General features: G+C 71.1%; 25 protein-coding genes and 2 pseudogenes. 19 read left to right on the forward strand and 8 right to left on the reverse strand.

The genetic code is table 11. The annotated features are described in order from the left end of the window. The first annotated feature begins 5 nt into the window (after positions 1–5). Positions 6–770, forward strand: a complete 765-nt coding sequence (locus ABD858_RS30505; protein ID WP_345043586.1) for an HAD family hydrolase — start codon at positions 6–8, stop codon at positions 768–770. Beyond that, on the forward strand, positions 767–3166 hold the full coding sequence (locus ABD858_RS30510) for a glycoside hydrolase family 65 protein (RefSeq protein ID WP_345043588.1): 2400 nt from the start codon (positions 767–769) through the stop codon (positions 3164–3166). The genes ABD858_RS30505 and ABD858_RS30510 overlap by 4 nt, the downstream gene beginning before the upstream one ends. Before the next feature lie 62 nt (positions 3167–3228). On the opposite strand, the gene ABD858_RS30515 is transcribed toward ABD858_RS30510, so the two are convergent. Both ABD858_RS30515 and ABD858_RS30520 read right to left on the reverse strand, forming a co-directional pair. Then, positions 3229–4218, reverse strand: a complete 990-nt coding sequence (locus tag ABD858_RS30515; RefSeq protein ID WP_345045015.1) for an Acg family FMN-binding oxidoreductase — start codon at positions 4216–4218, stop codon at positions 3229–3231. Positions 4219–4410: 192 nt separating this feature from the next. Further along, positions 4411–4761, reverse strand: a pseudogene (locus ABD858_RS30520) (hypothetical protein); the annotation flags it as partial. A 130-nt stretch (positions 4762–4891) separates the two neighbouring features. On the opposite strand from ABD858_RS30520, the gene ABD858_RS30525 reads away from it, so the two are divergent. Beyond that, on the forward strand, positions 4892–5761 hold the full coding sequence (locus ABD858_RS30525) for a universal stress protein (protein WP_345043591.1): 870 nt from the start codon (positions 4892–4894) through the stop codon (positions 5759–5761). 166 nt (positions 5762–5927) lie between these two features. Further along, positions 5928–7646 carry a sensor histidine kinase gene (locus tag ABD858_RS30530; protein ID WP_345043593.1) on the forward strand — a complete coding sequence of 573 codons (1719 nt, stop codon included), beginning with the start codon at positions 5928–5930 and terminating at the stop codon, positions 7644–7646. 12 nt (positions 7647–7658) lie between these two features. On the opposite strand, the gene ABD858_RS30535 is transcribed toward ABD858_RS30530, so the two are convergent. Genes ABD858_RS30535 through ABD858_RS30545 form a run of 3 tightly spaced genes read right to left on the reverse strand, consistent with a single transcriptional unit; the run spans position 7659 to position 9562 of the window. Next, positions 7659–8354 (reverse strand): response regulator, encoded by a 696-nt coding sequence (locus ABD858_RS30535; RefSeq protein WP_345043596.1) that lies wholly within the window; start codon positions 8352–8354, stop codon positions 7659–7661. Positions 8355–8364: 10 nt separating this feature from the next. Further along, positions 8365–9018 (reverse strand): CBS domain-containing protein, encoded by a 654-nt coding sequence (locus ABD858_RS30540; RefSeq protein ID WP_345043597.1) that lies wholly within the window; start codon positions 9016–9018, stop codon positions 8365–8367. Then, positions 9011–9562: a flavodoxin domain-containing protein gene (locus ABD858_RS30545; protein ID WP_345045017.1), complete on the reverse strand. Its 552-nt coding sequence runs from the start codon at positions 9560–9562 to the stop codon at positions 9011–9013. The genes ABD858_RS30540 and ABD858_RS30545 overlap by 8 nt, the downstream gene beginning before the upstream one ends. A 186-nt stretch (positions 9563–9748) precedes the next feature. Between ABD858_RS30545 and ABD858_RS30550 the strand changes: the two genes are divergently transcribed. The 4 genes from ABD858_RS30550 to ABD858_RS30565 all read left to right on the forward strand — a co-directional run bounded on the left by ABD858_RS30550 (position 9749) and on the right by ABD858_RS30565 (position 12574). Continuing rightward, positions 9749–10645, forward strand: coding sequence for a universal stress protein (locus ABD858_RS30550; RefSeq protein WP_345043599.1), 897 nt, complete (start codon positions 9749–9751; stop codon positions 10643–10645). A 96-nt stretch (positions 10646–10741) separates the two neighbouring features. After that, positions 10742–10978 carry a DUF6186 family protein gene (locus tag ABD858_RS30555; RefSeq protein ID WP_345043602.1) on the forward strand — a complete coding sequence of 79 codons (237 nt, stop codon included), beginning with the start codon at positions 10742–10744 and terminating at the stop codon, positions 10976–10978. Continuing rightward, a complete protein-coding gene (locus tag ABD858_RS30560; protein ID WP_345043604.1) occupies positions 10968–11402 on the forward strand; it encodes a DUF6256 family protein in 435 nt (144 codons plus the stop codon). Before ABD858_RS30555 ends, ABD858_RS30560 begins: the two co-directional genes overlap by 11 nt. A 350-nt stretch (positions 11403–11752) precedes the next feature. Next, on the forward strand, positions 11753–12574 hold the full coding sequence (locus tag ABD858_RS30565) for an AfsR/SARP family transcriptional regulator (RefSeq protein ID WP_345043607.1): 822 nt from the start codon (positions 11753–11755) through the stop codon (positions 12572–12574). Positions 12575–12605: 31 nt separating this feature from the next. Here ABD858_RS30565 and ABD858_RS30570 read toward each other — a convergent pair whose 3' ends face one another. Beyond that, positions 12606–13169, reverse strand: a complete 564-nt coding sequence (locus ABD858_RS30570; RefSeq protein ID WP_345043609.1) for a DUF4232 domain-containing protein — start codon at positions 13167–13169, stop codon at positions 12606–12608. A gap of 152 nt (positions 13170–13321) precedes the next feature. Here ABD858_RS30570 and ABD858_RS30575 point away from each other — a divergent pair, with 152 nt between their 5' ends. Both ABD858_RS30575 and ABD858_RS30580 read left to right on the forward strand, forming a co-directional pair. Beyond that, positions 13322–13492, forward strand: a complete 171-nt coding sequence (locus ABD858_RS30575) for a hydrophobic protein (protein WP_345043611.1) — start codon at positions 13322–13324, stop codon at positions 13490–13492. A 230-nt stretch (positions 13493–13722) separates the two neighbouring features. Then, on the forward strand, positions 13723–14556 hold the full coding sequence (locus ABD858_RS30580) for a metallophosphoesterase family protein (RefSeq protein WP_345043613.1): 834 nt from the start codon (positions 13723–13725) through the stop codon (positions 14554–14556). 15 nt (positions 14557–14571) lie between these two features. On the opposite strand, the gene ABD858_RS30585 is transcribed toward ABD858_RS30580, so the two are convergent. Together ABD858_RS30585 and ABD858_RS30590 are read right to left on the reverse strand one after the other, a co-directional pair. Then, on the reverse strand, positions 14572–15405 hold the full coding sequence (locus tag ABD858_RS30585) for a pentapeptide repeat-containing protein (protein WP_345043615.1): 834 nt from the start codon (positions 15403–15405) through the stop codon (positions 14572–14574). Positions 15406–15472: 67 nt separating this feature from the next. Continuing rightward, positions 15473–15616 (reverse strand): hypothetical protein, encoded by a 144-nt coding sequence (locus ABD858_RS30590; RefSeq protein ID WP_345043616.1) that lies wholly within the window; start codon positions 15614–15616, stop codon positions 15473–15475. 240 nt (positions 15617–15856) lie between these two features. Here ABD858_RS30590 and htpX point away from each other — a divergent pair, with 240 nt between their 5' ends. The 9 genes and pseudogenes from htpX to hypE all read left to right on the forward strand — a co-directional run bounded on the left by htpX (position 15857) and on the right by hypE (position 23698). After that, positions 15857–16762, forward strand: a complete 906-nt coding sequence (htpX, locus tag ABD858_RS30595; protein ID WP_345045020.1) for a zinc metalloprotease HtpX — start codon at positions 15857–15859, stop codon at positions 16760–16762. 18 nt (positions 16763–16780) lie between these two features. After that, a complete protein-coding gene (gene pspAB / locus ABD858_RS30600) occupies positions 16781–17368 on the forward strand; it encodes a PspA-associated protein PspAB (protein WP_345043619.1) in 588 nt (195 codons plus the stop codon). Positions 17369–17480: 112 nt separating this feature from the next. Continuing rightward, positions 17481–17582 (forward strand): annotated as a pseudogene (locus ABD858_RS30605) (UdgX family uracil-DNA binding protein); the annotation flags it as partial. Positions 17583–17738: 156 nt separating this feature from the next. Next, positions 17739–18131 carry a hydrogenase maturation nickel metallochaperone HypA gene (gene hypA, locus ABD858_RS30610; RefSeq protein ID WP_345043621.1) on the forward strand — a complete coding sequence of 131 codons (393 nt, stop codon included), beginning with the start codon at positions 17739–17741 and terminating at the stop codon, positions 18129–18131. Beyond that, positions 18115–18867, forward strand: coding sequence for a hydrogenase nickel incorporation protein HypB (hypB, locus tag ABD858_RS30615; protein WP_345043623.1), 753 nt, complete (start codon positions 18115–18117; stop codon positions 18865–18867). The genes hypA and hypB overlap by 17 nt, the downstream gene beginning before the upstream one ends. After that, a complete protein-coding gene (hypF, locus tag ABD858_RS30620) occupies positions 18848–21184 on the forward strand; it encodes a carbamoyltransferase HypF (protein WP_345043625.1) in 2337 nt (778 codons plus the stop codon). Before hypB ends, hypF begins: the two co-directional genes overlap by 20 nt. 24 nt (positions 21185–21208) lie before the next feature. Next, entirely contained in the window at positions 21209–21511 is a 303-nt protein-coding gene (locus tag ABD858_RS30625; protein ID WP_345043627.1) for a HypC/HybG/HupF family hydrogenase formation chaperone, read from the forward strand. After that, the gene (gene hypD, locus ABD858_RS30630) at positions 21508–22635 is read left to right on the forward strand and encodes a hydrogenase formation protein HypD (protein ID WP_345043629.1); all 1128 of its coding nucleotides are present in this window, start codon (positions 21508–21510) and stop codon (positions 22633–22635) included. The genes ABD858_RS30625 and hypD overlap by 4 nt, the downstream gene beginning before the upstream one ends. Next, positions 22592–23698 (forward strand): hydrogenase expression/formation protein HypE, encoded by a 1107-nt coding sequence (hypE, locus tag ABD858_RS30635; RefSeq protein ID WP_425586278.1) that lies wholly within the window; start codon positions 22592–22594, stop codon positions 23696–23698. The genes hypD and hypE overlap by 44 nt, the downstream gene beginning before the upstream one ends. Positions 23699–23725 lie beyond the last annotated feature (27 nt).

Consider the following 23725-nt stretch of genomic DNA (forward strand, 5'->3'; position numbering starts at 1 on the left):
GGAGCATGTGCGGACCGAGGCTCCGGGCGGTGGTGTTCGACACCGATGGTGTCCTCACCGACTCGGCCCGGGTCCACGCGGCCGCCTGGAAGCTCGCCTTCGACGGCTGTCTCGACGTCCTGCCTGCCGCGGACCGGGAGCAGTGCCGCCCGTTCGACCAGGTGGAGGAGTACCGGCGGCTCGTGGACGGGAAGTCCCGGTTCGACGGCGCCCTGGCCTTCCTCACGGCACGCGGTATCCACCTGCCCACGGGCGATCCGCAGGACCCGCCGGGATGCGGCAGCGTATGGGCGATCGCCGCCCGCAAGGACCAGGAATTCGTCACCGCGCTGCGCGAGCGGCCCCCCGAAGCGTTCCCTGACGTGCTTCCTCTGCTGCGCACGCTGCGGGAGGCGGGAGTCCTGTGCGCCGCGGCGTCGGCATCCCGTCACGCCCGGGACGTGCTCACCGCGGCCGGAATCGTCGGTCTGTGCGAGACGGTGGTGGACGGCGTGGAGGCGGCCCGCCTGGGACTGCCGGGCAAACCTGATCCCGCGCTGTTCGTGGAGGCAGCTCGCAGGCTGGGCATGCCGCCCGCGGCTGCGGCGGTCGTCGAGGACGCTTCGGTCGGTGTGGAGGCGGCCCGGCGTGGCGGCTTCGGCCTGGTGGTCGGCCTCGACCGCGGAGCGAGCCCGGCCGCCGCGGCGGACCTGCGGGCGCACGGCGCCGACCTGGTCGTCGGCGACCTCTCCGGCCTGCCGGAGGACATCGCCCGGAGGAACCGGCCATGACCTCCGAATGGACATGGGAGTACGCCGGGTACGACCCCAAGCAGCAGCGCCTGAGGGAAGCCCTGTGCACGCTGGGCAACGGCTGCTTCGCCACCCGGGGAGCCGTACCCGAGACCGGTGCCGGGCCGGTGCACTATCCCGGCACGTACGCCGCCGGTGTCTACAACCGGCTGGAATCCACGGTGGCCGGACGGCGCGTGTCGAACGAGGACATGGTAAACCTGCCGAACTGGCTGCCGCTGCGCTACCGCTGCCATCCGGACGACGGTCCGCTGGGCGACTGGCTCACCCCCGACCACCGGACCCTCCGGCACTTCCATCTGTCGCTCGACCTGCGAGCCGGAGTGCTCACCCACCGGATGCTGTTCCAGGACGGACACGGCCGGCGCCTGACCGTCACCCACACCCGGATCGTGCACATGGGCGATCCGCACCTCGCCGCCCAGCGGACCACCCTGCGGGCCCACGGATGGAGCGGCACCGTCGAGGTGGAGTCGGCGCTCGACGGCGACGTCTCCAATGCCGGTGTCGACCGCTACCGTGACCTCAACGGCCATCATCTGACGGGGCGGCACACCGGCGTGACACCGGACGGGGCCCAGTGGCTGTCCTGCCACACCATCACCTCGCACATCCGGGTCGGTCTGGCCGTACGGACCACCACGCGGCCCGAGGTCGTACCCCGCACACACATCAGGGAGAGCAGCAGCGCCCAGGCGTTCACCGTGCCGATCTCCAGGAGCCGGCCGGTCACCGTGGTGAAGACCGTCGCGCTCCACACCTCCCTGGACCGGCCCGCCGAAGATCCCCCGCAGGCCGCACTCAACCGCGTGGCGCGGGCACCGGCCTTCCAGCAACTGCTCGTCTCGCACCGGGCTGCATGGGCACACCTGTGGAGCCGGGCAGAGCTGACCGTCCCCGGAGAAGCCGGCCGCATCCTCCATCTGCACATGTTTCATGTGCTGCAGACCCTGTCCCCGCACACGGCGGACCTTGATGCCGGGGTGCCGGCCCGAGGCCTGCACGGTGAGGCCTACCGCGGCCATGTGTTCTGGGACGAGCTGTTCGTCCTGCCGTATCTGAACCTGCACTTCCCGGAAGTGGCACGGGCGCTGCTCACCTACCGTCACCGGAGGCTCGGCGAGGCCTGCGCGGCGGCCCGGGCCGCGGGACAGCAGGGCGCGATGTACCCGTGGCAGAGCGGCAGCGAGGGCCGTGAGGAGACCCAGGAACTCCATATGAACCCCCGGTCGGGCCGCTGGATGCCCGATCATTCACGGCTTCAGCGCCATGTCGGCTCCGCGATCGCCCACAATGTGTGGCGTTACGGGCAAGCGACCGGCGACATCGGCTTCCTGCACGGCCAGGGCGCCGAGATGCTGCTCCAGATCGCCCGTTTCTGGGCCGGGGCCGCACGATACGACACCTCCGTGGGCCGCTACCGCATCTGCGGGGTCCTCGGCCCGGACGAGTACCACGACGCGTATCCGGGCGCCACTGCCCCGGGACTGGACGACAACGCGTACACCAACGTGACCGCCGCCTGGGTCATCGCCCGCGCCCTCGAACTGGTGGACGAGCTGCTCCCTGAGCGCCGGGAGGAACTGCTCGATCAGCTCGCGGTGGACGCCGAGGTCCTGGAGGGCTGGGACGACATCTCCCGGCGGCTACGGGTGCCGTTCCATGCGGGCGTGGTGAGCCAGTTCGAGGGATACGGCGAACTCGCCGAGCTGAACTGGGACGCGTACCGGGCCCGGTACGTGGACATCCGCAGGCTCGACCGGATCCTGGAGGCCGAGGGCGACACGGTCAACCGCTACCAGGCGTCCAAGCAGGCGGACACGCTCATGCTGGGCTATCTGTTCTCCCCGGCCGAGCTGACCGGGCTCTTCGCGCGCCTCGGCTACCGCCTGGACGACGAGTTGTGGCGCGCCACGGTCGAGTACTACCTGCACCGGACCAGCCATGGCTCGACGCTCAGCAGTCTGGTCCACGGCTGGGTTCTGACCAGACTCAAGGGGGCGGGCGCCTGGCGGTACTGCGAGGAAGCCCTCCTCAGCGACGTGGCCGACGTCCAGGGCGGCACGACGGGGGAAGGCATTCACCTCGGTGCGATGGCGGGTTCCCTGGACCTCGTGCAGCGCGGGCTGACCGGTCTGGAGGCCGGTCCCGACGGGCTGCGGCTGGACCCCGTACCCCTCGACGAGATCTCCCGCTTCTCCTTCTCGCTCTGCTACCGCGGCCATGAGGGGGTCCGCGTCCGGATACTGCCGGGACGGCTGGGCATCGGGGTGCCCGTTTCGCAACAGGGCCCGCTCACCGTGGTCCTTGCGGGCGAACGCCGTGTCACCTTCCCGCCCGGCGCGCAGCATTGGCTCCGTCTGCCCGGTGCGTGACCCGGCGGACGGCTGTCCCACAGGGTGTCCTCACGAGCAGGGTGTCCTGAGAGGCGGTGTCCTCACGCGATGTCGAGGACTTCGGGCACCGGCCGACGCGGGGTCGCCGGACCCGCCGGGCCGTATCCGAGGCGGATCACCATCTGCACATGGCCCATCGACGATGCCGGGTCACGCACCGCCCATCGCAGTTCGGGCCATTCCAGGGCGTGGGACGTGAGGGAGGTGGCCAGTCCGTCCGAGGTGGCCTGGAGCAGTACCCGTTCCATGGCCTGACCGGCTCGCAGCCAGTCCTCCGGCCGGTCCTCGGTCGTGCCCAGCAGGGCGAGCCGGGGGGTCTTCTCGAAGGTGGCCGAGCCACGGCCGGGAACGGCGCGCCGACCGGCGAAGTCGCGGACCGGAGCGGTGACGTCGTGCTGTCGGGGACCGAGGGCATGAGCAGGGATTCCCTCCGGCCTGGAAGGGCCCTCCTCGGTACCCGTTCGCGTCCAGTGGGCGATCTCCTGCTGGATTTCGGGGGCGAGGGCCTCGCGGCCTTCGGCGTCGTGCACGAGGTCCAGCACGGATTGCACGTGCCATGTGTCGGGGAAGAACAGGCGGGCGCCTTCGAGCAACGCCGCGCCGCACAGCCCGTCCACGATGTCCGACGGGATCTCCTCGTCGGTGAAGGGGAAGCGGCTGGTGCGCCGTCGGCTGATCGCGGGGTGGAGGACGGCGAGATCGTCGTCCGGGCCCACGGGTCCGGCAAGGCCGACCTCGGCGAGCAGCAGGGGGTCGGCGGGGTCGGGGAGGAGCCTGACGTCCGCTTCCCGGCCCGCGTGGGCGGCCGCGACACGCAGGTTGAAGAGCGCGGCTCCGCAGCCGATGTGCAGGGCACGGGTCGTCGGGTCGGCCTTGGGCATTGTGCGCTCCGGATCGGCGCGCATCTCCAGGGAGGCGGTGTCGCGCAGGAAGCGGAACTTCCACGGCTGGGCGTTGTGCATCGACGGAGCCGCCGTGGCGTCCTCGACGAGGTGCGTCACGGAGGTTGAGTCGAGTGGTCGTGTAGGCACTGGGGGTCTCCCTCCGGGAGCGGGCCGCCCGCGCGGCCACGGTTCCAGCGTCACGGCCCGGCAGCCGGGGCAGGAGGGGCCGAGGGTCCCCGTGGGGTCGCCGAACGGCCCTGGTCCTTCGCCGCACGGACGCCGGGGCCAGGTCCGGGCGACGCGCTCGGTCCCGCCCATGTCGAGCCGGAACGGCGGGTAGGCGTCCGCCATCAGGGTCGCGTAGGCCACCACGCGCAGCACCCACCGGTCGAGCCCGATGATCAAGTCGAACAGGTCCTGCGGGTACTTCCCGGTGAGGGCCGGAACGACGGCGGCGATGAGGACCAGGACGCAGATCAGGCCGCCGGCCCACCAGTCGTCCCGGTAGCCGTTCAGGAAGAAGGCGGTCACGATGTAGTGCGGGATGGCCGGCAGCCACCACTTCACCGGCCACGGCCGGCGCGACTGGGGCGTGTCGAGCGCCGCCTCCACGCTGACCGGCCGGTGTTCCGCCGGAGTCGTCGTCATGCCGGTCACCTCCTTCGAGGTCCCCATGACCAGGCTGACCATGGCCGGCCCACGCGTTCACCGCGGACCGGGGACCTTCGGTCCGGCGACGGCCCCCTGTGGCCCTCGTTCCGGCACGGTCCCCCGTGACACGGTGAGTGGTGACGCCGCTGGGACGCCACAAGGAGGAACCATGGGCGACAGCAGAACCGGCGGCCCGGAACTCGGGTGGGTCGTGGCGGGCGTCGACGGTTCGGCCGACGCGATGACAGCCGCACTGTGGGCGGCGGCCGAGGCCGACCGGCGAGGGCAGCCCCTGAACCTCGTGCACGCCATGGACACCGAAGGCCGGGACCTGTACGTGTCCGCCGAGATGATGCGGAACATCCGGAGAACGGGGAACGCGCTGCTTGAGGACGCCGCCGCGCAGGTGGCACAACGCTTTCCCGGCTTGCGGGTCACCACGGAACTCAGCCCGCTGGAACCGTCGGCCGGCCTTCACGACGTGGCCGGCGGGCACGGCACGATCGTCATCGGGAACCGCGGTCTCGGAGGGTTCACCGCACTGCTGCTCGGCTCGGTCGGGCTACGTGTGGCTGCCGGTGCGCAAGGACCCGTCGTCGTGGTGAGGGCCGCCGGTGAAGGCGTGGACAAGGGCGTGGTGCTGGCCGCAGTACGGGACCGGGCCGACCTCGAGTGCGTCCGCCACGCCGCGCGCGCCGCGCAGCTGCGCACGGCGTCGCTGCGGCTGCTGAGCGTCCGGAACGTACTCCATCTGGGCGAGATCGCCCAGGAACACGAGCAACAGCTGCGGGAGGTCGCCGGCCGGATCCACGAAGAGTTCCCCGGCCTCACCGTGACCGAGGACATCGACAAGGGCAGCTCGGTCGCCGGGGCACTCGTCGAAGCATCCCGCCGCGCGGATCTGCTGGTCATGGGCGGCCGCCGGGCCCCTCACGGCATCTCTCCGACGCTGGGCCGGGTGACCCACGCGGTGCTGCATCACGCCCACTGCCCGGTCGAACTCATCCCCCGCGTCGCGAAACCGGCCCCTACCGGGTGATGTGCCACCGTCGTGGCCTGGTGGGACCGTGCGTCGGGTGCTTCCATGGAACTGGCGGAAAGGGCCCCTAGGGAGACGCGGAGAAGCGGCACTCGTACCGCGCACCGCGCAATCAGGATCCGCGAGAAGCGGGTGGCCCTTTCCGTTCATCACCGTCGGAGGGCCCATGGCCGAAAGAGACCGGTGGGGCGCAGGCCGGATCCCACGGCTGCGGCTCGACGAGCTCCTCGACGAGCTCCAGGTGCGCATCGACGAGATGCGTGGTGCCAGGGACAAGCTGAACGGTCTGCTGGAGGCCGTGCTCTCCGTGGGGCGCGAGCTGGATCTGCCTCAGGTGCTCCAGGGGATCGTGGAGGCCGCGGTGGTCCTGGTGGATGCCGAATACGGGGCGCTCGGGATCATCGGCGACGACAAGAAGCTCGCTCGGTTCCTGCCGGTGGGCATCAGCGACGATCTGCGCGCCCGGATCGGCGACCTGCCCTCCGGGCACGGACTTCTCGGAGAGCTCATCCGGCATCCCCAGCCGCTGAGGCTGGCGGAGCTCTCCGAACACCCGGCCTCGTCGGGTTTCCCGGCGCACCATCCGCCGATGCACTCGTTCCTGGGAGTGCCCGTCAGGGTGCGTGACGAGGTGTTCGGAAACCTCTATCTGACGCAGAAGCGCGGCGAGGCGGAGTTCGACGCCGAGGACGAAGCGGTGCTGTCGACACTGGCCGTGGCCGCCGGCATCGCCATCGACAACGCCCGCCTCTTCGAGGAGGTCAGGCTCAGGGAGCGCTGGCTGGCGGCGAGCGCGGAATGCACCAGTGCCCTGCTGTCCGGTTCCTCGGAGCTCGAGGTGCTCGAGATGATGGTCGAACGGGCCCGCCGGATCACCGCGGCGGAGCTGGGTGTCGTCTATCTCGCGGAAGCGGGCGGATGCCTGCGCGGGGCGCTGGCGCTCGGCGAGAGGGCCGAGGCGCACCGCGGCCTGACGCTGCCTCGCGAAGGCACCCTGGCGGCTGCCGCGTTCGCCGCGGGCAGGCCCGTCACCACACCGGATGTGACGAGCGATGCGCGGGTGACGTTCGAACCGGGCCGGTGGAAGGGCTTCGGCCCTGCCGTGGCGGTCCCGGTGGGGACGAAGGACGGTGTAAGGGGCGTGCTCATGCTGGCGCGTCGCGCCGGGAGTCCGCCGTTCAACGAGTCGGAGACGGAACCGCTGTCCGGGTTCGCCGGGCAGGCCGCGCTGGCTCTCGAGCTGGCCGACCGGCGGCGGGACGCCGAACAGATGAGCCTGCTGGCAGACCACGACAGAATCGCCCGTGACCTGCACGATCTTGCCATTCAGCGCTTGTTCGCGACCGGTATGACGTTGCAGAGCGCCCAGCGTTTCGTCGAGCACCCCGAGGCGTCCGAGCGGCTCGGACGGGCGATCGACGACCTCGATGCCACCATCAAGATCATCCGGTCGACCATCTTCGGACTGCGTGAGCACGAGACGCGGGAGGGCATGCCGGGGCTGAGGGTCCGCGCCGTACGGACCGTCGAGGAGGCGGCCCGGGCGCTGGGCTTCGCACCGGCGCTGCGTATGGAGGGCCTGATCGACACGGATGTCCCGCACCCGGTCGCAGACGAGGTGGTCGCCGTCCTCGGCGAGGCGCTGACCAATGTGGCGCGCCATGCGCGGGCCTCGAAGGTGGAGGTGTCGCTCGTGGTGCGCGGCGGGACGCTGACGGTGGCCGTGTCCGACGACGGCATCGGCATCGCCGACAACGGCCCCCGCAGCGGTCTGCGCAATCTGGCGGAACGTGCCGAGAGGCAGGGCGGTGAGCTGACCGTGGTCCGCGGCGCCTCGGGCGGCACTCGCCTGGAGTGGCGGGTTCCGCTGACCCGGCGGCCATGAGGAGTCCGACGGTCAGTGCTGCCGCTGCTCGTGCTCGTGGATCTGGGCCGCGATGACCGCGGCCTGGACGCGCCGTTCCACGCCCAGCTTCGACAGCAGCCGGGAGATGTGATTCTTGACGGTCTTCTCCGACAGATAGAGCTTCTTGCCGATCTGACGGTTGGTCAACCCCTCTCCGATCAGGTCCAGGACGGCCCGCTCTCGCTCGGAGAGCACGGCCAGTCGTACGTCCTCGGGCGGCGGCTGCTCGGTCACGGGATCGCGCAGCGAGCGCATCAGGCGTGTGGTCGTGGCGGGGTCGAGCATCGACTGCCCGGTCGCCACCGTGCGTACCGCGGAGACCAGGTCCGATCCCTTGATCTGCTTGAGGACGTATCCGGCGGCGCCTGCCATGATCGCGTCCAGCAGGGCGTCCTCGTCGTCGAACGAGGTCAGCATCAGACAGGCGAGTTCCGGCATGCGCGAGCGCAGCTCACGGCAGACGGTGATGCCGTCACTGTCGGGAAGACGGACATCGAGGACCGCGACGTGCGGGCGCAGCGCGGGTCCCCGGGCCAGCGCCTGCTCGGCGGTCGAGGCATCGCCCACCACCTCGATGTCCGGTTCGGCGTCGAGCAGGTCGTGCAGTCCGCGGCGGACGACTTCATGGTCGTCGAGGACGAAGACCCGGATGGGCTTCTCCGCCGAGAAGACAGGTGCCTCGGGCATCTCAGCCCCCTCACGGCCGGGTGCCGTCGCCCACCGGGGCGCCGAGATCCACACGGATGTCGACGACGCCCTCGACCGCGCGCACGGCCCGGGCCAGCAGGGGGACCAGAGCCCGGTCCCGGAGGCTGCCGCCGAGGGTGACCACGCCCTCCTCCACGGACACCTCCACCTGCGCCGCGGGTGGCAGGTCAGCGACCACGGTGCGCCGGATCTCCTCGGCGATGTCCTCGTCCGGCCGGAGAAACACCTTCAGCAGGTCGCTGCGGCTGACGACACCCTCCAGCATGCCGATGTCGTCGACCACCGGAAGCCGTTTCACATGGCGACGCGCCATGATCCTGGCCGCTTCGGCGACGGTTGCGTCCGCGTGGACGGTGACGGCCGGGCTGGACATCAGTTCCTCGGCGAACACCGCGCCGGCTTTCGCCGCGTCCGACAGCGGTCGGTCCGCCTGCGTCGGGTCGTCCACGCGGAGCTCCTCCTTGGGGAGCAGGTCGGCCTCGGAGACGACGCCGATCACGCGGCCCTCACCCTCCAGCACCGGCACGGCGCTGACCTTCCACTGCTCCATCAGCGCGACGATCTCCTTGTAGGTCGCACGGCGCCCCACGGCGACGGCGGTGTGCGTCATGACATCGCTCACGGTGTGTGGAGAATCAGGCATCGCGGCCCTCCTTGACCGAGCTGATGTGCTCTTCCCGGTGATGTGCGGGTTCCGCCGCCACGGCGGCGGCGATGCTCTCGGCCCACGCGGCGATCCGGTCGAAGTCACGGAAGTCCCCTCCGCGCCCCTCGTCGAGGATCATGCGGGCGACCCGGCCCCGCGCTCCCTCCGTCAGCCGTCCCCCGAAGGTGACATGCTCCTCGGCACCCAGACTGCGCTCCGCGCGATGGGCGGTGCGCACCGGAGGGATGTTCCGCTGCGATGCCGAGGCGTCGAGAGGGCCGCTGCTGAACAGCCACACCAGACGTCCGGCCAGGTGATGGCGGTGACGGCGGGCGAAGCGCCGGGCGTCCCGGTGCCAGCGGCCCATGTAGAGCGCACCGCCGAGCACGATGGCGTCGTACGGACCGACATCGCGGACCCCGGCGGCGGGGCGCGCCTCCGCTTCGAGCCCGTGGCTGCGCAGGACGTCGGCGATGAAGTCGGCGATCTCCGCCGTCGAGCCGTTCTTGGTGCCGTAGGCCACAAGTGCTATACGCGTCATCGTGATCATGCCCTTCCCGGGACCCGGCGCACGTCACATCGATCTGATTACCACGCTCGCCGACCGGCCCGCGACCGCACAGGGGCCGAATGGCCCCGTCCATGGGCCGCCCTGCCCATCGCCGCCGCACGCGGCCCGGTGGGAGCGTCATAGCAGACAACCGTGGACACACCCAAGAGGTGCGTCATGCGCCAGACCCTCACCGCAGGCATCGACGGTTCCGCCGAAAGCCTCGACGCCGCCCAGTGGGCGGCCCGCGAAGCGCTTCTGCGCGACCTGCCGCTGACCCTGCTGCACGCCGGGTACGCACCTGCTTTCCGTACCCGCCCGCCGGAAGCCGGCGCAACGGCCGAGCGCGAGGACCATGCCCTCGACACGGCCGTGCGGAAGCTGCTCGCCGGCCACCCGACGCTGAAGCTCGTTCCGCTCCGCGTTCCCGAGGCGCCGGTCGAGGCCCTGCTGGCGGCGGCGGAGTCCTCGCAGATGCTGGTCCTCGGCTCCCACGGATTCAGCGGCTTCGCCGGCTTCGTGGTCGGGTCCGTCGCCTTGGACGTCACCGCCCGCGCCCGGTGCCCGGTCGTCCTGGTCCGTGCGGGTGAACGCCCCGAGGACGAACACCTGCTCACTCTCCTCGGCGCCCCGTCGGCACGAACGCCGTACCGCCCGGTGGTCCTCGGCCTCGACCTGGCGCAGTCCGGTGACGAGCTCCTGGCGTATGCCTTCGCCGCGGCCGCGGCCCGGAGCGCACCCCTGCGGGTCCTGCACGTCTGGCGGCTTCCGCTGCTGTACGCGCACGGCAGGGTCCATGAGCCGTTGTCGACGCCCGATGTGCAGGCCGTACAGGCCGAGCTGGAACGTGCGCTCACCGACGCGCTGGACGGCTGGCGGGACAAGTACCCCGGCATCGAGGTGACCGAGCACCTCGTCGACGGCAGGGCCGCCCACCATCTGCTGTTGGCCTCCACCGGGGCGAGTCTTGTCGTCGTCGGCCGCCGCGACTCCGCCGGCCCCCGCCTGGGCCCGGTGACACACTCGGTGATCCACCATGTCACCTGCCCCGTTGCGGTGGTGCCGCACGCCTGACGTCCTGGTGATGCTCGCATCCGCTTCTCCGGGCTGGTTGTGACGGATGATCGACCTGGCAGTCGGTCAGCGAGGCACGTGGCGGAGGAGTTCGCGGTGGCAGAGCATCCAGTGATCGGGTATCTCGTCTGGGCGGTGCTGTTCGGCGCGGTGTTCGCCTGGGAGGGCATCGCCCTGCTCCAGCCCGGTGACGCCTTTCCCACCCTCAGCGATGCCATGCGCGCCGTCATGCGCTATCCGGCGGGACGCTGGGCGCTGTTCGCTTTCTGGCTGTGGTTCGGCTGGCACGCCTTCGTCCGTGGCTGGCACTTCCTGCTCCGGGATGCCCAGTGACGGTGTACCGCTACGGAGGGCCCGTACGGTGCTTCCGGTCTCGCTGAACGTCGGGATCATGCTGACCGGCTATCTGCTGGTCATGGGATACCTCGCCTTCGGCCTGCGGATCCTGCGCCGGTACGGGGCCGGACCCGGCCGGCGGGCGGAACTGCCTGCCCCGGTTACCGGCAGGCGCGGGTGGTCCGGCCTGATCCGCCAGGTGGCGGGCACCGCAGTCGGCGGATATCTGCTGCTGATGGCCGTGGTGGTCGGCTACTACCACGGGGTGGCCCGGGTGGGCGGCCGGTTTCTGATGAGCGCGGCCACCGGTGCCGCGCTGCTGGTGGGGATCGCGCTGCCGGTGTTCCTCATCATCTCGTGGCTGGTGGAGCGGCGTCGGCACCGGCGGGCTTCACGGGCGGCCGGGAAGAGGCCCGCCTGAACGGCACTGGACACGTCCTGTGCCCAGGGGGCGGTCGCGGTGCGACGCGGCCGCCCCCGTCCGCGTTTTACCCGGGCGGCGACACGGTGGAGCATGGGCCCCGCACGCCAACGCCGCACCCGGCGTCCCGGATCGCACCGGCAACGCTACCCCCGCCCCCGCGCGGCTCCGCAAGCCAGAAGGTCGACCATCACACGATCGAGCCAAACCTCCACGATCGAGTCAAACCTCCACGACGGAGATCGTCCTCCCGGTCGACAGATCCGGACGGGCGGCGGAGCATGGCGGAGGAGAACGCTCTTGAACTCTCCCTGATCGTTCCGACCGGATGAGCTGGCGGAGGGCGATGGATGGCTCAGAGACCGAGAGGCGACCGCGACGCCGCCGAGCGGCAGGCGAAGCGGAGCACCCCACGTGACCGTACGGCCGGTGCCCCGAGCGAGGGCCCGGAAGCGCGCGTACGCATCGCAGTCCTCGGCGGCTTCGACCTGTGGGTCGGGGACGAACCGGCGGAGATCCCGCTGAGTTCCGGGCGTCTGCTCGCGTTCGTCGCTCTGTGCAGTCGGGCGGCCGTTCCCCGGGCCCTGATCGCGGGGACTCTCTGGCCGGACGCGCCCGACCGCTGTGCCCACGCGAACCTCAGATCGGCCTTGTCCCGCCTGCGGGAGACGGGAAAGCAGGCCCTCGACATCGGCGCGTCCGAAGTGCGCCTGGCCCGCGGCGCCGCCGTCGATTTCCAGCACGCCCGCTCGCTGGCCCACCGCATCCTGGATCCCGCGCAGAACGGGAAGCACGACCCCGGCATCGCCACGGTCGAGGCCCTCGCCGCCGATCTGCTCCCCGGCTGGTACGACGACTGGGCACAACTGGAGGCGGAGCGCTGGCGGCAACTGCGTCTCCACGCCCTGGAGTCCCTTGCGGACACCTTCACCGCTGCCGGGCGCTACGCCGAGGCCGTGGCGGCGGCCCGTACGGCCGTACACGCGGACCCCCTGCGCGAAAGCAGCCGGATCTGCCTGGTCCGTGCGCACCTTGCGGAAGGCAATCCGTCCGAGGCGCTGCACGACTTCAACGACTACGCGCAACGCCTCGGCGCCGAACTCGGACTCCTCCCCACAGAACGTCTGCGCGAGCTGGTCGCGGGCCTCTGCACCACGGTCGCGCCGCGGTGACCCGCGCGAGCACCGCTGTGCAGAGGCGGCGTCACGCGGGGGAGCCGCGGAACGCGGTGGCCCGGACCGTCGTGCCGCAGAGCGCGACGTCACCACCGTCCTCGAGCCCCAACTGCAGCTTTCCGCCGGCGACACCCAGCACGATCGAGGGCGCGACGGTAGGCGTGGCACCGGAGGCGCAGTAGCCCTCCGCCTCACCGAGAACCGGGGTGAACGTGATCTGTGTCGCGGCGCGGCCGCCGACCATCAGCTGCACCAGGCGTGCGTCGCCCTGGTGACCGACGGTGAGGGGCTTGTTCTTCTCCGGGGACCCCAGGCCCGCGACGGCCACGGTGGGGAATCCCCGCAGTGTGCAGGGTTTGGGGCCCTCGTTGACGACAGTGATCCTCAGCCGGTCGGCCCCCACCCGCTGAGCGCCGTCCGGGATGAGCTGGGAGTACGTGCAGGCGGCAACCTGGGTGCGCGCGGCGTGAGCCGGTACGGCACGGGACGGGGGACCGCCTGCCGCCGCGTCACCCGCGGCCGACAGCAGTCCGCCCGTCGCCAGCAGCAGGGCCGAGGCCAGGACCGCACCGGCTCTGTCCGTTCGCTTCATGGCGTCTCCTCCCTGAGTGTGAGCCTCTGGCACCAGCCTGCCGGGCCCCCCGTGGCGGAAGCGTGACCGGGGCGTGGCCGTCGCAGGATGCGTAGGACCTCGCATTCCGGGCACCCGCATGCCGGGACATGCCGAGAGGAGGAGGTGCCGACATGATCCCGCTGCTTCTGGTCCTTCTTCTGATCCTGATTCTCTTCGGGGCCGGATTCGCCCTGGACGTGCTGTGGTGGATCGCCCTGGTCGTACTCGTCGTCTGGCTGGTGGGATTCCTGATGCGCGGGCCGGCTCCCGGTGGCGGCAGGGCCCGCTGGTACCGCTGGTAGGTCCGGCGGTACCCACGCCCGCGGTCCGCACGGCGCACACCGCGCCGGAGACGCAATGCGACGCCGTCCGGCGCGGACGCCACTCCGGCGGTGCCCGTCGACTCACCGCAGGATGCGCCCCGCACGGCCGACACGCGGTGCTGTGGCCCCACTTGGGCATGCTGACGCCTCGATGGGGCGCGACGTAGGCTGTGATCGCTTCAGCGCGTCCACCGAGGAGAGGCGAGGCGATGAGCCTGCTCGCCATCAGCGACCTGCATGTCCGCCACGCCGAGAACCGCGGGATCGTCGAAGGGCTGCGGCCCGTGTCGGACGACGACTGGCTGGTGGTCGCCGGGGACGTCGGGGAACGCATCGCCGACATCCTCTGGGCGATGAAGCTGTTGCGTGACCGCTTCCGGGTCGTCGTCTGGGCGCCCGGCAACCACGAACTGTGGACCACCTCCGACGATGCGCACCAGCTGCGCGGCGAGGCCCGCTACCGGCACATTGTGGGCGCCCTGCGTGAACTGGGGGTGGTCACTCCCGAGGACCCCTACCCGCGGTGGCAGGGATCCGACGGACCGGTCGTCGTCGCCCCGCTGTTCGTCCTGTACGACTACACGTTCCGGCCGGCCGGCGCGAGCACCAAGGAGGAGGCGCTGGCCGTCGCCTACGAATCGGGAGTGATCGGCGCCGACGAGCGACTGCTGCACCCCGATCCGTACCCCAGCCGTGACGCGTGGTGCCGCGCCCGGCTGGCCTATACACGGTCGCGGCTGGACGCGATCGACCCCACGTTGCCCACCGTGCTGGTCAACCACTTCCCGCTGGTCCGGGAACCCACCCGGGTCCTGCGCTATCCGGAGTTCGCCCAGTGGTGCGGCACGGAGGCCACCGCGGACTGGCATGTGCGCTACCGGGCCGCCGCCGTCGTCTACGGGCATCTGCACATTCCGCGCACCATCGAGTGCGACGGCGTGCCGCATCACGAAGTCTCGCTGGGCTACCCCCGCGAGTGGCGCAACCGTTCCGTCCCTCCCTCGGGCCCCCGCCGCATCCTGCCCGTGCAGGCCCCGGTGTAGGCGGCCGTCAACGGCCTACCAGTGTGCCGGCCTGGTGAGTGTGGGGGGCAGCTTCGTTGTGGCATCCCCCTTGGCCGCGTTGAGCTGGGACTGGGTGAGGAAGATACTTCCGGTGAGATCGGCGCCGCTCAGGTCGGCGTCCCGGAAGTCAACGCCGATCAGATCGGCGGTGCGCAGATCGGCATTCCTGAGGTCGGCGGCGATGAGGCAGGCGCCGCGGAGGTTGGCGCCCCGCAGGCCGGCACCTTTGAGTCTCGCCCCGATGAGGTCGGCTCCCCGGTGGTTCCTCTTACGGCCCGGGACCTCGGCGCGTACCAGTTCGCTGGTCTTCAACAGCAGGGCGTTGATGTCATGACGGAGCGCCGGGACATCCAGCTCGGCGATTTCTTCGGCACTGCCGAGGGTGAGGCGCTCGGTGCCGTCCAGCGCACGGCGCAGCTCGCCGTGGATGGGGCGGGCCGGCGGCAGGGCGATCGCTTCGGCCAAGTACCAGAGCAGCTCGTGGAGTTGCCGCATGACGGGAAACACGTCGAACATCTGCCGCGCGGTCCCGGCGGCCTTCCGCCAGTCCTGTCCGCCGAAGGTGATCCGGGATACCTTCTGCCCCGCGCCGAAGCAGTCGAAGACGGTGCAGCCGGAGAAGCCCCGCTCGCGCAGGCGCGTGTGGATGCCGCAGCGGAAGTCCGCCCGCAGGTTCGCACAGGGCTGCCCGGCGTCCTTGTCGACCGCGAAATCGGCCGAGCGGGCGAAGGGAAGTGCGACACAGCACAGCCCGAAGCAGTTACTGCAGTCGGCCTGCAGGCCGAGGCGGTCTTCGTCGTCGGTGGACGCTTCGCGTTTCTGGGACAACGTGCGTGATCTCCTGCCGGAAGGTGAGCGCCGCTTCCTGCCGCGCTCCGGACGAGGCTTCATGTTCTCAGACGGGTGTGAGCGGAGAACGCCGCGCCCCTCCGGTCCGGAACGCCGGCCGCTGCTCACGCGGCGACGCGCTGCCGCGTGAGCGCCGCTGCCGGTTCGTCGAGGACGCCTCGGCCGCGCCGGTGCATTCGGGGGTGGCCATGAACCTGATCATTTCGGCGGCGGATGGGCCTCCCGAAGCGCCACTGCTGCGCACCAGGCCGACGGGCTTCCCCCGCCACTCGAGGGAGGAAGTCGAGGGCATGCGCCCCGACGGCGTGGCCGCGGTACGTGCCGCGGCGTGTTTGCGTCCCGGGCCGCGGCGCCGGACGCTGGAGGTGAGCACGGGGTATGGCTCGGCCGACACCTCGATCCGGTTGAGAGGAGGCGGGCCGTCATGGCGATGCACAGCCGCTTCCGGCCCGACCGGCAGCTGACCGCCAGGATGGTGGTCACGATGTTTCTGCTCGGTCTGCTGTACGTGGCGTTCACCGCCGCGCTGATCGTGCTGCTCAAGTCCGTCGTACTCGTGGTCGTGATCGCCGGCGGGCTGCTGGGCGTCCAGTACTGGTTCTCGGACCGGATCGCCCTGTACGCCATGCACGGACGCCTGGTCACGCCGGAGGAGCAGCCCCGCCTGCACGGCGTCGTCGACCGGCTGTGCGCCGCCGCGGACATGCCCAAGCCGAAGGTGGCCGTCTCCCACATGGACCTGCCCAACGCCTTCGCCACAGGCCGCAACGCCGACAACGCCGTGGTGTGTGTCACGACCGGTCTGATGCGGCGACTGGAGCCGGAAGAGCTCGAAGGGGTCCTGGCCCACGAGCTCTCCCATGTGGCGCACCGCGATGTCACCGTGATCACCATCGCCTCGTTCCTGGGCGTGATCGCCGGGCTCATGGTCCGCTTCGCCTTCTACTCCCAGCTCTTGGGTGGACGCCAGCGCGACCAGAACACGGCAGTTCTGCTCGTGATGGTCATGGCGGTCTCCGCCCTGGTCTACGCGGTCAGCTTCCTGCTCATCCGGGCGCTGTCCCGCTACCGCGAACTGGCCGCCGACCGCGCCGCGGCCATGCTCACCGCGCGGCCCTCGGCCCTGGCCTCGGCGCTGACCAAGGTCAGCGGCGACATCGCCCGTATCCCCACCGAGGATCTGCGCACGGCACAGGCGTTCAACGCGTTCTTCTTCACCCCCGCTCTCGGGCCCGGCACGGTGGTGGCCAATCTGTTCTCCACCCACCCCACGCTGGAGCGCCGCCTCAAGGCGCTCGAAGCGATCTCGGCCGAGCTGAGCGGCGAGGCGCCGTGAGAAGGAGCTGATGACCGCGTGGGTTTCTGGGATGCGCTGTTCGGCAGGACCAAGCAGGTCAAGCCGGACCTCGACCAGCTCTTCGGGCTGCCCTCGGCCGCGATCACGCTCCAGGCGGCGATGGGCTTCACCCCGACCGGCCTCGGCTCGGTGTGCTTCGCGTCCATCGAGGGCGGGGCGTTCGCCCAGGTCCGTCAGGACATGCAGGACCTGCTGGACGCGGACCCCGAACGCGGCGGCATGCCGGTGGAACTGAGCCGGGACGCGTACGGATACTCGTGGCTGCTCGTCCACCGCGCCCCCGACGACCTGATCTCCCTCGTCAACGACCTGCACGCGGTGAACACCGCCCTCGAGGAGAGCGGCTTCGGCCCGCAACTGCTCTGTTCCCTGGTCGGCTTCCACGATGCCGAGCTGCGCACGCTCGCGCTGGTCTACCTCTACAAGCGCGGCACCTTCTATCCGCTGTGTATACGGCCTGGCCAGCAGAAACGTGACAACCCTCTGGAGATGCAGATCTCCACCCTGCTTCGAAACGACCTGCGGATCGAGCAGGACCTGTCTCGTTGGTTCCCTCTGTGGGATGCGCCTGGCATGGTGGGCTGATGTCGTGACAGCGAGCTCGTTGAGAGCTGCGAGCGGGGCAAGCTGTACCGGGTAAAAGAGAGAATGCGCGGTACGTTCCACCCCTTCGCCCCCGGCCCGGCGAGAAGCGCGACCCACGATCCATCCGTCGGCGGTGCTGCGCGCGGACGACCGCGAGGCGGCGTTCGCGGGCCTGGTGGCGGATCTGCGGGTGGCGGCGGCCGCGCTCGGCTGACCGGGAAGGCCGGCCGGGCGGTCCGGCTGACCCGGCCGAGCGTCACCGCCCGCCTCGCGCTGGGCCGTATGGAGGGATCGCGGCGGGTCGCGCGGGCGGGTGGCGGATCGGCGGCATACCGCTTCCTACCGTGGCTGATGGCCGGAGGGAGCGCGGATGCATGAGCTTTCCATCGCGATCGCCGTTGTCGAAGCGGTCGACGAACTTGCCCGGCGGCACGATGCGGATGCGGTCGACGAGGTCCGTCTGCGCGTCGGTGAACTCGCCGGCGTCGAACCGGACGCGCTGGATTTCGCCTTCGAGGTGGCCAGGGAAGGCACCCTGCTCTCCACGGCGCGGTTCACGGTCGAGCGGGTGGCGGCCGTGGTTCGGTGCGCGCCCTGCGCGGTGGAGTTCCACCCGGGGACCCCACCGAATCTGCTCTGCCCGCAGTGTGACGGAGGGTCGGTGGAAGTGCTGGCCGGGCGGGAACTCGAGCTCGCGGGAGTCGGCTTCCCGGCCCCGGATCACCACGACGAGGAGGTGACGGCCGATGTGCCAGGTCGTTGATGTGAGACAGGCCGTGCTGGCCAGGAACGACGGTCTCGCGGAGACGCTGCGCACCGAACTGCGCGCCCGCGGCACCACCATGGTGAATCTGCTCTCCAGCCCCGGCAGCGGCAAGACGGCGCTGCTGGAAGTGGTGCTGGCCAGGGCGACGGCGGAGGCGGTGCCCGCTGCGGCCGTCACCGCCGACCTCGCCACCGAGAACGACGCCGCGCGCCTCTCCCGCTCGGGAGCGCCGGTCAAACAGGTGCACACCGGTGGCCTGTGCCATCTGGAGGCCGCCCAACTGCGGGGCCATCTGGAGGGCTGGCTGCCCGATGACACCCGGGTGCTGTTCATCGAGAACGTCGGCAATCTGGTCTGCCCCGCCTCGTACGACCTGGGGGAGACCCTCCGGGTCGCGCTGATGTCGGTGACGGAGGGCGAGGACAAACCGCTCAAGTATCCGAGCGCCTTCGGACTGGCCAACCTGGTGGTGCTGACCAAGGCCGATCTCGCCGAGGCCGTCGGCTTCGACGAGCCGGCCTTCCTCGCGGCGGTGCGGCAGGTGAACCCCGGAGTCGACGTGCTGCGGACGTCCGCTCGCACCGGCCTCGGTGTCGCCGCCCTGTGGGAACGGGTCCTGGAGGTCTGCGACGGCGGCCCGGTGCACCGCCCGCCCCTCGCGGGACACCGCGACCGGGCACACTCCCATCCGCATACGGAGAGCGCGGACCGGCATGGCGTCGACGCCCACTAGTCTCCGGCCGGCCGGCAGCGTGCTCCGTCGCCGGCTGACCGTCACCGGCGTGGTCCAGGGCGTGGGCTTCCGGCCGTTTGTGCACGTCCTCGCGACGCGGTTCGGGCTCGCCGGGCATGTGGCCAACGGCCCGTCCGGTGTGCTGGTCGAGGTCGAGGGGTCGGCCGGTTCGGTGGAAGGGTTCTGCCACCGGCTGGAGTCCGACGCGCCGCCGCTCGCGGAGATCACCACCGTCACCGCCGAGGACGTCCCCGCGGTCGGTGGCACCGGATTCGTCATCCGCCCCTCCGCACCGGGCCGGGGCCGTACGCTCGTCCCACCGGACATCGCCACCTGCGACGCCTGCCTCGCCGAGTTCGCGGCTCCGGCCGACCGCCGCTACCGCCATCCCTTCATCACCTGCACCCACTGCGGCCCGCGGTACACGATCACCACCGGGCTGCCGTACGACCGTGCGACCACGAGCATGTCGCCCTTCCCGATGTGCGCCCCCTGTGCCGACGAGTACACCGACCCCGCCGACCGCCGGTTCCACGCCCAGCCCATCGCCTGCTGGTCCTGCGGACCCCGCCTGCGGCTGACCTGCCCACCGGATGCGCCACTGGAGGCCGAGGCGGCGCTGTCCGAGGCCCGCCGGCTCCTGGCCGCCGGGGCGATCCTGGCGGTCAAGGGCATCGGCGGCTACCACCTGGTCTGCGACGCCGCCGACCGGTCGGCCGTCGGCGAGCTGCGGCGCCGCAAGGCACGCGGTGACAAACCGTTCGCCGTGATGGCCGCCGACGTGGCGACGGCGAGCCGGTTGGGGCGACTGGGCCCGGCCGAACGCGCACTGCTCACCGGGCCCGCCCGCCCGATCGTGCTGCTGCGCCGCCATCGCGTCGCCGCCCTGCTTCTGGCAGAGGCAGTCTGCCCGGGAAGCCCCGACGTCGGTGTGATGCTGCCCTATACGCCGTTGCACCGGTTGCTGTTCGGCCTCCCGGGAGACATCCCGGGACCCGGAGCGCTGGTGGTGACCAGCGGCAACCGCTCCGGCGAGCCGCTGGTCACGGACGACCAGGAGGCGCTGCGCCGGCTGGACGGACTGGCCGATGCCTGGCTCGGCCACGACCGGGAGATCGTCGTGGCCTGTGACGACTCGGTGGTACGGGCACGTGCCGACGGTACGCTCATGCCGGTCCGCCGCTCCCGCGGCTTCGCCCCGGCCCGGATCGACCTGCCGGTGCGGGTGCGGCCGGTGCTCGCCGTGGGCGGGGACCTGAAGAACACCCTCTGCCTGGCCGAGGGCCGCTCCGCCTGGTTGTCCGCGCACATCGGAGACATGGACGACCTGGCGGCCCAGGCAGCCTTCGAACGCGCCGAGCGTCATCTGCGCACCCTCACCGGCGTCCGGCCGGAGTGGCTCGCCGCGGACCGCCACCCGGCCTACCGTTCCGCCCAGTGGGCCGGCCGCCATGCCGGCGGGCGGCCGCTCGTCACGGTCCAGCACCACCATGCGCACATCGCGGCCGTCATGGCCGAGAACGGACTCGACGGCAGTGCCCCGGTCATCGGTGTGGCCTTCGACGGCACCGGTTACGGTGACGACGGCGCCATCTGGGGCGGTGAAGTGCTCCTGGCCGACTATCGGGGATACCGCCGGGTGGCTCACCTCGCCTATGTCCCGCTCCCCGGCGGTGACGCGGCGGTGCGCAATCCGTACCGGACCGCACTGTCGCACCTTCGTGCCGCCGGGCTGGACTGGACACCCGACGTGCCGAGCACGGCCGCCTGCCGGCCCCATGAACTCGGCCTTCTCGCCCGTCAGCTGGATCGGGGCCTGGCCTGTCCGTCGACCTCCAGCATGGGCCGGTTGTTCGATGCGGTCTCCTCGCTCGCCGGGATCTGCCATCGCTCGCGGTACGAGGCTCAGGCCGCCGTCGAACTGGAGGCCGCAGCCGTCGACGCCGGTCCGCAGCGGGGCGGTTACGCCTTCGAACTGCGCCGGACCCCGGAACGCCTGATGCTGCTCGATCCGGCCCCGGTCATCCGCGCCGCCGTCGCCGACGTGCGTGCGGGCGCCGACGCCGCCTTGATCGCCGCATGCTTCCATGTCGCCGTGTCGGATGCCGTACGAGCGGCCTGCCGGGCGGCCCGGACGGACACCCGCATCGGCACGGTCGCACTGTCCGGCGGGGTGTTCGGCAACGCACTGCTGGACGAACTGTGCACAGCCGGCCTTGCCGAGGACGGCTTCACGGTGCTGCGGCACACCCTTGTCCCGCCCGGTGACGGCGGTCTTGCCCTGGGGCAGGCGGTCGTCGCCGCGCACATCGACTGACGGCTCCGAGAAAGGGAGGAACCCATGTGCCTGGCGGTGCCCGGCAGAGTGGTGGCCATCGAGGAACGGGACGGCACTCGCATGGCCCAGGTCGACTTCGGTGGTGTGGTCAAGGACGTCTGCCTCGCCTACCTGCCCGAAATCGAGACCGGCGACTATGCGATCGTCCACGTCGGCTTCGCCCTGCAGCGGCTGGATGAGGAGTCGGCCCGCTCGACACTGGAGCTGTTCGAGCAACTGGGCGTGCTGGAGGAGGAGTTCGGTGACGCCTGGGGCCGGGCCGCGGCCGAGGCCGGCGTCGCCGCCGCGCCGGAGGAGGACCGGTGAAGTACATCGACGAGTTCAACGATCCCGCGCTGGCACGCCGTCTGCTCGACGACATCCACGCGACGGCCACCCGGCCGTGGGCGATGATGGAGGTCTGCGGAGGCCAGACCCACTCGATCATCAGGCATGGCATCGACCAACTTCTCCCCGAGGGCATCGAGCTGATCCACGGCCCCGGCTGCCCGGTCTGTGTGACCCCGCTGGAGATGATCGACAAGGCCCTGGAGATCGCCTCCCGCCCCGGCGTGATCTTCTGCTCCTTCGGTGACATGCTGCGCGTCCCCGGTACCGATCGCGACCTCTTCCAGGTCAAGAGCACGGGCGGTGATGTGCGGGTGGTGTACTCACCGCTGGACGCCCTCCGGATCGCCCAGCAGAACCCGGACCGGCAGGTCGTGTTCTTCGGTATCGGATTCGAGACCACCGCACCCGCCAACGCCATGACGGTCCATCAGGCCCGGCGCCGGGGCATCGGGAACTTCAGCCTCCTGGTCTCCCACGTCCGGGTGCCCCCGGCGATCGAGGCGATCATGCAGTCGCCCGACTGCCGGGTGCAGGCCTTCCTAGCCGCCGGCCATGTCTGCAGTGTCATGGGCACCGCCGAGTACCCCGAGCTGGCCGCCCGCCACCGGGTCCCGATCGTCGTCACCGGCTTCGAACCGCTCGACATTCTCGAAGGCATCCGCCGGACGGTCCGTCAGCTGGAGTGCGGCGAGCACCGGGTGGAGAACGCCTATCCACGGGCCGTGCAGGACGGCGGCAACCGCGCCGCGCTGCGCATGCTCGAAGAGGTCTTCACGGTCACCGACCGTGCCTGGCGGGGGATCGGCACCATCCCCGCGAGCGGCTGGCGGCTCTCCGACGCGTACCGCGACCACGACGCCGAACACCGCTTCGATGTCGGCGGCCTGACCACCCGGGAGTCCTCGCTCTGCCGCAGCGGCGAGGTGCTCCAGGGCCTGATCAAGCCGCACCAGTGCGAGGCCTTCGGCACGACCTGCACCCCGCGCACCCCGCTCGGCGCCACGATGGTCTCCAGCGAGGGTGCCTGCGCCGCCTACTTCCTCTACCGCCGCCTGGATGCCACCGCACCCCGTCCCGAGGAGGCGACCCCCGTTGGCTGACGCCCCCGACCTCGCACCGGACTTCAACGCCTGGTCCTGCCCGCTGCCCCTGCGCGACCACCCGTTCGTCGTGATGGGTCACGGCGGCGGCGGTGCCCTCTCCGCCGAGCTGGTGCGGCACCTCTTCATGCCCGCGTACGGCGGCGAGACGCTCGCCGGGCTCGGCGATTCCGCCGCGGTGTCCCTCGGCGGGGCACGGCTCGCCTTCTCCACCGACTCGTACGTGGTGCGTCCGCTGTTCTTCCCCGGCGGATCGATCGGCGACCTGGCGGTCAACGGCACGGTCAACGACCTCGCCATGAGCGGAGCCGCCCCGGCGTACCTCTCCTGCGCCTTCATCCTGGAGGAAGGCACCGAGGTGAGCACGGTGGGCCGGGTGGCCCGGGCGATCGGCGAGGCCGCCGAGCGGGCCGGGGTCGCCGTGGTCACGGGAGACACCAAGGTGGTGGACTCCGGCCATGGCGACGAGGTGTACGTCAACACCTCCGGGATCGGCCTGATTCCGGAAGGCGTGGACATCCGGCCGCAGCGTGCCCGCCCCGGCGACGTCGTGATCGTCAGCGGCCCGATCGGACTGCACGGCATCGCGATCCTCAGCGTCCGGGAGGGCCTGGAGTTCGGGGTCGAGCTGGAGAGCGACACCGCCCCGCTGGCCGGGCTGGTGCAGGCGATGCTCGCGGTCACCCCCGATCTGCACGTCCTGCGCGATCCCACCCGGGGCGGACTGGCGGCGGCGCTGAACGAGATCGCCGCCGCCTCCGGAACGGGTGTGGTCCTCGAAGAGCGGGCCGTACCGGTGCCTGAGCCGGTCGCGAACGCCTGTGCCTTCCTGGGTCTCGATCCGCTGTACGTCGCCAATGAGGGCCGGCTCGTAGCCTTCGTTCCCGAGCGCCACGCGGAGCCGGTGCTGGAGGCGATGCGCACTCACCCGAACGGCCCAGAGGCCGCGGTCATCGGCAGATGCGTCTCCGAGCACCCCGGAATGGTGGTGGCGCGCACCGGGCTGGGCGGCACCCGCATCGTGGATCTCCCCCTGGGCGAACAGCTGCCGCGGATCTGCTGACCGGTCCTGCGGGGGCCCGTCCGGGTG

This window comes from Streptomyces sannanensis, from assembly GCF_039536205.1.
GTDB lineage: Bacteria > Actinomycetota > Actinomycetes > Streptomycetales > Streptomycetaceae > Streptomyces > Streptomyces sannanensis.